This is a genomic window from Acidithiobacillus sp. (assembly GCF_027322205.1).
Classification (GTDB): Bacteria; Pseudomonadota; Gammaproteobacteria; order Acidithiobacillales; family Acidithiobacillaceae; genus Acidithiobacillus.
This window is the reverse complement of the sequence record NZ_DAHVHY010000082.1, coordinates 1-8,305: the sequence shown is the minus strand read 5'-3', so window position 1 is coordinate 8,305 and position 8,305 is coordinate 1. Positions and strand designations below refer to the sequence as shown.

Genomic DNA, 8,305 nt, shown 5'->3' with positions numbered 1-8,305 from the left:
CACGGGCGCACTGAATTTCACAGTAATGTCTATCGCCCAAGCCGGGGTCACCGCGCCAACCACTTCTGCTCCCACTCATCGCACCATCAATGTGGGGCGAGTGTCTGCCGGACTGGCATTGAATACCCTGGATAAAGTACCCACCAAAAAGGAAGTCTTCGAGTCCACCCAATCCGTCAAAGTGATCGGTAAGAAACAAATGGAGACCGCCGGACCGGCAGGAGGTGCTGGTCAGGCACTGGCGGTCGCTCCTGGCGTGAACACGCAAACCGACTCGCCGGCCGGAGGCTCTAGAACGACGATCAGTATTAACGGCATGAAGACCGGATGGAGCAATATCGCTGGCAATGCCAACGACGGCACGGTCATGGTCACCTTTGATGGCGTTCCCATGGTCGACCCAGCCTATGGTGTGTGGGGCTCCCCAGAGGTGCCACAGATGTCCATGATCAAGGGCATTGCCGTCACGTATGGCCCTGGGTATCCGGTAAACCGCTGGTTCAACAATATCGGGGGATCCATCAACTTTCTTCCCTTGCAACCCACCGCCAAAGCGGGCGCCAGTATCGGAGGGTTCTATGGCAGCTTCAATACGCGTGGCGTCCACTTTAATGTACGCACCGGCAACATTGATGGCTGGTCGGCCATTCTCGCGGGAGGCATGACGAGTGCCGGCAACTACCTGAACGGGTATGGTTTTAATAATCCCAGCAATAATTACGCCTATTATGCGAAAGTCATTAAAAGATTCCATGGTGGTCATTTCAGTTTTGGTGCGTACGCCGCCAGAGGGGTTGCCTATCGACCATTGGGTATCCCTGTTTCCCCCAATTCCAATGTCACGGTTAACGGGACAGACGCCAATGGTAACCCAATCCCTGGACCCATTTACAGTCAGCAGACCACGGGGTTTTATACCACTTTGCCTTATTCCGAATACTGGAAGGAGGCGTTCAATACCAGCTATATTCTGTACTCGAAATTTTATGACCACTTGTCACGCGACCTAACCCTGCACAATCTGTTATGGTACCGTCATGGTTCGCGCGAGCACCTGCACTATAACTACTATACTGGTGGGTATAGTAATGTTGCCTTGAACCAATACTATCTGGCAAAGTCGGATACCTATGGCGACAAGCTGTACTTTACTGATCGCCTACCGTGGAACACCGTTTCTTTTGGGGGCTATTTTCTCAACAACAAATACAACTCGCTCCTCGAATTTTACAATTCTAATCCTACACAGGCACAGTACAACCCTATAATTGGGGCACCGGTAAATGGCAGTCTTGCAGTACCCAATGGGGACTCTCATAGCTCCTACATGTATATGACCGACTTGGCGGCTTTTATTCAGGATGACATACAACCGGTCAGGAATGTGCGCATCACCCCAGGGTTGCGGGTGGTGACGTTCAACACCAACTTTGTCAACAATGAAGCGGCCCAGTTCCCCCTCAATGGGTATAACAATGGCGTTAATTCATATGGTACCAGCGGGGATCGTCAACCTAATTCCTCCACCAACTTCACGGATGTGGAACCATCGATCGGCGCCAATTGGCAAATCACCCCGAACGTCGCGGTTTATGCCAACTATTCCACCGCATACAAAGCGCCAGCCGGGGCGACCGGGACCTATGCGCATGATCTGGCCTCCTCGCTCAGGCCCCAATCGTCGTCGCAATATCAGTTCGGCGTCAAAGCGTACGTACCCCATGATGGCCTTCTCAACCGGGCTTCGTTCGGCGCCAACTATTATCACCTGAATGACACCAACGAGATCATCCCCATTCCCGTGGTAAGCCATCTGTATAGTTTGTTTGCCTCGGGATCGTCGACCTTTAGCGGGGTGAACCTGTACTTCGAAGATGACCCATTATATAATATACATGTTTTCTCGAATCTCAGCTTTGAAAAGGCCGTATATTCGAATTATGTGAATCCGCATGGGGTTTCCTATGATGGGCTGCCGGTATCCGATGTCCCTGCCCAGACGGCGAACATTGGCGCTTATTACCAGTGGTACCATGCCGGAGTGGTTTATGAGCCACGAATCTGGTGGCAATACACCGGCGCCCAGAATATCTACAACAACAATACCGGAGCGCCAACCAACCAGAAGTTGCCCGCTTTTGGCATTTGGAACGCGGCCTTGAGAGTGAATATTGGCCACCAGTATCTGTTTGCTGCCTTGCACAAACTGTCAGTAAATGTGGATGTATTGAACCTGCTCAACAAGCAATACAACAGTTATCAATACATCTCCAGCGGTGGTTATTATGGCGTGGCCGGCCAGATGTTGGCGGATCCGGGTATGCCCCGGGCAGTTTATGTCAGTCTTGAAGGGCATTTTGCGTAGACACCGCGCGCCATTACGGCTAGGTATGATTTTCATGCCTAGCTGTGCTTCCTGTACCTGACGATTACCCCACCTCCCTGCTCAAGGTCAGAGGTCCCGAGCAGTTGAAGCAGGAGTGGATCGCCACAAGAGCTACGACCGTTTTATGGCCAACTTACATCACTATGCCCAAGTCCATGGGGCAACCATCGCCAGCTATGAGGCCAATGAAGGAAAACTCCATTGAACCGTGCAACCGCGAAAATCACCGAATATTCCGTGCCACGACCCAGCCTATGCAAGGACATTGTGAACGTATGAATGCAGCCACCCTCTCCTCCCCGGTTCAGTTCCCGAAGTTCAAGAAGGATCACTTCGGACGGGCGCTGCTGATGGCACCACCACGATTTCCTTTCACCTGACGCCGTCAGATCATCTGCTTTCTGCGCAGGTTGCCCAGAGCAGCGGTATTGGCGCCATCAACCGCACCGCCCTGAAAATCGTGGAAGACACCAGCTCCCCACCCTTTACCAAGAAGATGCCCAAACATCCCATGACGTTCGATGTGTCGGTGCATCTTTCCGCGCATAGCGGTTAATTATTATGTTATGGCCAAGAACGCGGCAGCCATCCTAACGTCATAAAAACGTCATGCCAGGTTCACAGTAACGTCACAGAGCCATGTTATCATGGCTTCGGAATTGCAATATGCGATTCTTTCTTATCCTCCTCATTGAGCCCGCATTGTGCGGGCTTTTCTTTACACCACAATACGCCTATTTCTGCGTAAACAGGCCATAGGGGTTCACAAAACTGTCACATGGCAGTGGTATCCTGTCGGCAGGGCGACGTGGCCCTGCACGGGAGATCGGATATGGAATTCAACGCATTACAAAACCTAGTGATGCAGCACTATGAAGGAGGTGGTTTCGTGGCACTGAAAAGCCTGGAAGAAGTCAAAGACCACAGCAATGAACCGCTGCTGCTTTTTTTATTACAGGAATCGGAGACAGCCACAGATGCAGAAGGGCTGAGGGGCCGCCTGGAGGATTCTATCGACCAGTTGCAGGACATCATCGATGCGCTGGAGGCCCACCTAAACCAGCAGTGTTGATCATGAAAATTGGTGGGCATGGCTTGGCATCACAGAGGCAGGTTTTCACCGCAACCCTGGATACTTTTGCACGCTGTTTAACAATCGATCAGAGCGTACCCCGGAGGGAGTATCGTCATGGCGTTGAACTATGTATCCGGCATTCAGGATGAATAATCGTGTCTGAAATCACTAGTGAACGGCTTTGCCGAAGTATTTTCATTTCCGATATTCACCTAGGCACTCGTGGTTGTCAGGCCGATGCCCTGCTGGAATTCCTTCGCAATTACCAAGCCCAACACCTATATCTGATCGGCGACATTATCGATCTCTGGCAACTCAAAAGGCGCTGGTACTGGCCCACCGCGCACAACACGGTGGTCCAGAAGATCCTCCGGCAGGCGCGCGCCGGGGTGCAGGTCACCTATGTGCAGGGCAATCACGATCCGGTCCTGGCGATTTTGTCCAAGTTGATTCCGCTGGATCAGGATGGTCTGTTTCTGGGGGGTATCCAGCTTGTCGATCAGTGTCTGCATGTGACCGCCGATGGCCGACGGCTGTGGGTGACGCATGGCGATCAGTTCGATGTCACCATGCGCTATGCGCAGTGGCTCACCCACCTCGGTGACCAAGGCTATACACTCTTGCTCTTCATCAACCGTCAGCATCAGCGGCTGAACCGCCTCTTTGGCTGGCACAGTCGCTGGTCCCTCAGTGCCGCCCTCAAACGCCACATCAAAAAAGCCGTACAGTACATCGGTGATTACGAACAGGTCCTGGCGCTGACCTGCAGCAGAGAGGGTTACGATGGGGTGGTCTGCGGACATATCCACCATGCTGAAATCAAGGCGATGGAGGGTGTCATGTACTACAACGATGGGGATTGGGTGGAAAGCTGCACGGCACTCATTGAGTATCTGGACGGTCATCTGGGACTGGTGCGATGGGGGACGGAAGTGTTGCCCGAGGGATCCGAAGCAGACCTGCCGCCCGCGACGGCAACAGCGTAAAAAGCCTGCAGACGTTCAGCCATGGCCGGTTCGGCCCATTGGGTGGCCAGTTGTCTGGCTTCCTGCACCATCCGCGCGCGCAACATGTCGTCGGACAAAATGCCGGCACAGACTGCGGCGAAAGCAGACGCTTGGGCCGGTGCGGATCGGGTGCCACGACCACTGGTCACAAAGTCCGCCGCACCCATGGCCGCAATAGCAACAAGGGGTAGTCCCGCCGCCAGGGCTTCGAGCAATACCATGCCCTGCGTCTCGGTTTCCGAGGCGAACACCAGGAGATCGGCGGCGGCATAGGCATCTCGTAAGGCGGTGTCGTGATCCAGATAGCCGAGAAAGCGGACGTGCGCCGTCAGGTCCTTTTCGACGACCTGCTGTTCCAAGGATTCCCGGAAAGGGCCGTCGCCGGCCAGCAGCAAGAGGATGTCCGGAAAAATCGCGCGCAGGTATCCGACCACCTCCACCAGCATGGCGATGTTCTTTTCGGGGGCGATCCGCCCGACATAAAGCAGCACCAACTGGTCTGCCGCGATGCCGTGGCGACCGCGAAAAGCGGACCGGTCCCCCGCCGTCTGCGTGGTCAGATCAATGCCGGTAGGAATAACCCGGACCGGAGTATTGACGCCGTAGCCCCAGAGCACAATCGCCATGACCATGGAGGGCACGATCACGCCGTCCACCGCCTGGCACTGCTGACGTGAGGGAATCCGGGCCAAGGTCCGTCGCAGGATTTTGGGTATGCCCTCATGATAGTGACCGATGTAGGCCTCAAAATAGGTGTGGTAAGAACTCAGGACCGGTATCCCCAGCCTACGGGCGAGATGGATGCCCATGTAATGGGCGGCAAAGGGGGTTTGGATATGCAGCAGGTCATAGCGATGGGAGGCCAGCGCACGCGTCATGCGCAGGAGCGCCCAGGGCCACATCAATCTCTCTTCGGGATAAAAACCCGTTTTCCAGGCCGGCACACGCATGATGCCGGAATCATCGCTCGGCATGGAAGATCCATAATCAGGCACCAGCAGATCCACCGTGTGTCCGAGTTCCTGCAGCCCACTACGAAAGCTGCGAATCGAGGTGGCGACGCCGCTGATGCGGGGGAAATAGGTATCGGAGAGCATCAGTATGCGCATCGGTGCGTCCTTGCGGAAGTGATTCAAGCGTCATCACGGCGGAGAAAGTTTGGGTCCTAGTTGTTCGCGATAGGCGGTTTCGAGCACGTCGAAACTGTGCGCCCAACTCTGGGATTCGGCCCGCAGACGACCGGCCGCACCGAACTTATAACGGAGACCGGAATCCTCACAGAGGAGTTGCAACATGGCGGTCCAGTCACTGCCCGGAGGCAGGAGCAATCCATGAACAGTGTCATCCACCTGTTCGTTCACCCCGGGGCAATCGTAGGCGAGGATCGGCAGGCCGCTGGCTTCGGCCTCGAGCACCACATTCCCGAAGGTTTCGCTGCAGGAGGGGAAGCAGAACAGATCGGCACTGGCATACCAGCGCGCCAGATCCATGCCCTGCTGCATGCCGACACAGAGAATGCCTTCATGGGAGAGGCGGCTGAACCCTGGACGCAAGGGACCGTCGCCCACCAGCACGAGTACCGTCGTGAGACAGCTCCTGCGCAGCGCGCGAAAGGCGGTGATGAGCGGGGTGAGATTCTTTTCGGGAGCCAGTCGCCCCACGTATAGCAGGAGTCGGCCCTCCGGCCCCAGGCCCAAGCTTTCCCGCAACGTATCGTCCCGCCATTGGGGATGAAAACGCACGGTATCCACGCCCCTGCCCCAACGGCGCAATTGCTGAAATCCTTGCGCCTGCAGGCGATCCAAGGTGTGCTGGCTGGGAACCAGTGTGAGTTTGCCCGCATTGTGAAAGGCGCGCAGATAAGTTCTTGCCCCGCGACCCAGCAGGGGTAGCCCGTAATGGGCGGCATACTGATCAAAATTAGTATGGAAGCTGGTTACCGCAGGAATGTGCAAACGCCGCGCGGCGATGAGTGCGGCGAGTCCCAAAGGACCTTCCGTGGCGACATGGACGATCTCGCTGCCCCAACCCTGCAGCCAGCGCTGAAGGGTGGTAGGGGTGGCGCACCCGAGGCGCACCTGGCGGTAGAAAAAGAGGGGCAGTGCGGACATGAGACCCGGGCTCGGGGATTCCTCCACCTGTCGTGGACGGATGAGGGTGATGTCGTGGCCTCGGGCTCGCAGGTCATCGACAGCGCGCCCCAGGGTGATGGCCACCCCATTGATCTCGGGTGGGTAGGTCTCCGTGACCAGGGTGATCCGCATCACCGTTTCCGTCATGTGCCACCGGTCCCGGGCGGGAACCGGATAGCCGCGATCCGCGTACCTACCAGGACCGCCAGCAGAACCGCCATACTGAGGAGTTCCCGCCAGCCCATGCGGTGGCTATACAAACCGATGAAGACTTCGCGCAGCAAAAAGGTGATTCCGACATCCGCCAGCACCTGCAGGCGGATCCGGTGAAATTCCAGATAGTCGGTAAAGGTGCGAAACAACTCGATCAGGATAAAGACCGACAGGACATTGATCACGAGCTCCCGGCCCAGACGTTTGGCGAGTTCATGGGAGGGGAAAGGGGTCGCCGTCGAGTTCAGGGTGGTGATCGCCGACACAAAATCGTCCACGAGACCCACAACGGCGCCCAGCAGGGTGAGCAGCATGATCAGGAGCAACACAATGACGACCAAATCCAGTACCTGCCCATACCAGCGCAAGGTATGCCCCCTAAGCCACTGCGAGAAAGGTTTCTTTCCCATGGGCTGGCTGTGGTTGAGCGTTACCGCCCTACTGCTCTGCGGTAAGCCCTTCCCGATCTATGTCCTGTTCGGCGGCAAACCAACAGGCTTCCGCCTGGTCGGCCAGAAATCCTTTATGTTCTGCCAGAAAATAGGCGGCCTCGGCGATCCGGCGATGCCGCAACTCGGGGTCACTCACCATCGGTGCTGCTACGGAAGCAGGCGTTTCGGGGAGCGGGACGGGACTGAACGGGACTTGTTCATGGGTATCCGTTGGTTCATGTATAGAGGTCATGGCACTCTCCTGAATATCAGTGGAATGGGCGACACCAAAGTGTCACCGGGAATCATACAAAACGATTGTGACAGTTTGATGAACCCATCTTCGCACCGCGCGTCCATCGGCTTCCTCCTGGTAAGCGGAAGTGTCCATTACATCATCGTTAGATGTGTTTTAATTGCTATACATTCACACTTTGTAACAAATTTCATGTTGCATCGCAGGTAAAAACTAGATATCCAATGCACTATAATAACAAACGTTCAAAGTTGCATCCCTGAGTAGATCGGTGGTGTTGCAAAGGCTGGAGTGCTGAAATTATGAGTTTTTATAGCAGATGGCGACTCCTTGTGCTTATGCCTGGCCTAATCTTGGCCGGCTGTGTAGTGGCACCGGGTTATATGGGATCGCCTGTGCTGGCGGTCCCAGGGCCGCCGCCACCATCATTGGCCCTGGCTACACCCCCACCACCAACCGTCGGCATGGTTTGGATCGGTGGAGATTGGGTGTGGCATAACCGTTGGGTGTGGCGACCGGGTCGCTGGGCGCATCCCCCTCGACCCGGTGTTATATGGGTACATGGACACTGGCGGCATCGTGGAACGCATTGGTTCTGGCATCCTGGGCACTGGCGTTGATGATTATGGAAATCCAATCGGCGGCGAAAGTCTCTATCACAACACCGCCGTTATTGGATGGTGAGTAACAGCCTTGGGCATTTTACAAAAATAATTTGTCAAGAGCATGTTTTTAACATACTGATTAATATGGTGGGCCCGCACGGACTCGAACCGTGGACCAAGGGATTATGAGTCCCCTGCTC

8 protein-coding genes and 1 pseudogene are annotated in these 8,305 nt (G+C 55.5%); 5 read left to right on the top strand and 4 right to left on the bottom strand.

All coding sequences use genetic code 11. The features are described from left to right. The first annotated feature begins 25 nt into the window (after positions 1-25). The 4 genes and pseudogenes from M7F93_RS10355 to M7F93_RS10340 all read left to right on the top strand — a co-directional run bounded on the left by M7F93_RS10355 (position 26) and on the right by M7F93_RS10340 (position 4,447). A complete protein-coding gene (locus M7F93_RS10355) occupies positions 26-2,365 on the top strand; it encodes a TonB-dependent receptor (RefSeq protein WP_463670973.1) in 2,340 nt (779 codons plus the stop codon). A 379-nt stretch (positions 2,366-2,744) separates the two neighbouring features. Further along, positions 2,745-2,942, top strand: a pseudogene (locus M7F93_RS10350) (energy transducer TonB family protein); the annotation flags it as partial. 276 nt (positions 2,943-3,218) lie between these two features. After that, positions 3,219-3,458, top strand: a complete 240-nt coding sequence (locus tag M7F93_RS10345) for a hypothetical protein (protein WP_298172992.1) — start codon at positions 3,219-3,221, stop codon at positions 3,456-3,458. Between the two features lie 158 nt (positions 3,459-3,616). Beyond that, entirely contained in the window at positions 3,617-4,447 is an 831-nt protein-coding gene (locus M7F93_RS10340; protein ID WP_298172988.1) for a UDP-2,3-diacylglucosamine diphosphatase, read from the top strand. On the opposite strand, the gene M7F93_RS10335 is transcribed toward M7F93_RS10340, so the two are convergent. The 4 genes from M7F93_RS10335 to M7F93_RS10320 are packed head-to-tail and all read right to left on the bottom strand — an operon-like array spanning position 4,363 to position 7,497. Beyond that, positions 4,363-5,577, bottom strand: a complete 1,215-nt coding sequence (locus M7F93_RS10335; protein ID WP_298172984.1) for a glycosyltransferase — start codon at positions 5,575-5,577, stop codon at positions 4,363-4,365. The two genes, M7F93_RS10340 and M7F93_RS10335, sit on opposite strands and share 85 nt — an antisense overlap. Positions 5,578-5,610: 33 nt before the next feature. Then, positions 5,611-6,747: a glycosyltransferase family 4 protein gene (locus M7F93_RS10330; RefSeq protein WP_298172981.1), complete on the bottom strand. Its 1,137-nt coding sequence runs from the start codon at positions 6,745-6,747 to the stop codon at positions 5,611-5,613. Continuing rightward, a complete protein-coding gene (locus M7F93_RS10325; RefSeq protein WP_298172978.1) occupies positions 6,744-7,223 on the bottom strand; it encodes a phosphate-starvation-inducible PsiE family protein in 480 nt (159 codons plus the stop codon). Before M7F93_RS10325 ends, M7F93_RS10330 begins: the two co-directional genes overlap by 4 nt. A 28-nt stretch (positions 7,224-7,251) precedes the next feature. Next, entirely contained in the window at positions 7,252-7,497 is a 246-nt protein-coding gene (locus M7F93_RS10320) for a DUF2934 domain-containing protein (RefSeq protein WP_298172975.1), read from the bottom strand. Between the two features lie 305 nt (positions 7,498-7,802). On the opposite strand from M7F93_RS10320, the gene M7F93_RS12065 reads away from it, so the two are divergent. Beyond that, positions 7,803-8,120, top strand: a complete 318-nt coding sequence (locus M7F93_RS12065; protein WP_463670972.1) for a hypothetical protein — start codon at positions 7,803-7,805, stop codon at positions 8,118-8,120. Positions 8,121-8,305: the final 185 nt, after the last annotated feature.

Excerpts from the sequence above, each read along its gene's own strand:
- M7F93_RS10355 (WP_463670973.1), top strand. The coding sequence starts at position 26 with ATGTCTATCGCCCAAGCCGGGGTCACCGCGCCAACCACTTCTGCTCCC.
- M7F93_RS10345 (WP_298172992.1), top strand. The coding sequence starts at position 3,219 with ATGGAATTCAACGCATTACAAAACCTAGTGATGCAGCACTATGAAGGA.
- M7F93_RS10335 (WP_298172984.1), bottom strand. The coding sequence starts at position 5,577 with ATGCGCATACTGATGCTCTCCGATACCTATTTCCCCCGCATCAGCGGC.
- M7F93_RS10330 (WP_298172981.1), bottom strand. The coding sequence starts at position 6,747 with ATGACGGAAACGGTGATGCGGATCACCCTGGTCACGGAGACCTACCCA.
- M7F93_RS10325 (WP_298172978.1), bottom strand. The coding sequence starts at position 7,223 with ATGGGAAAGAAACCTTTCTCGCAGTGGCTTAGGGGGCATACCTTGCGC.
- M7F93_RS10320 (WP_298172975.1), bottom strand. The coding sequence starts at position 7,497 with ATGACCTCTATACATGAACCAACGGATACCCATGAACAAGTCCCGTTC.
- M7F93_RS12065 (WP_463670972.1), top strand. The coding sequence starts at position 7,803 with ATGAGTTTTTATAGCAGATGGCGACTCCTTGTGCTTATGCCTGGCCTA.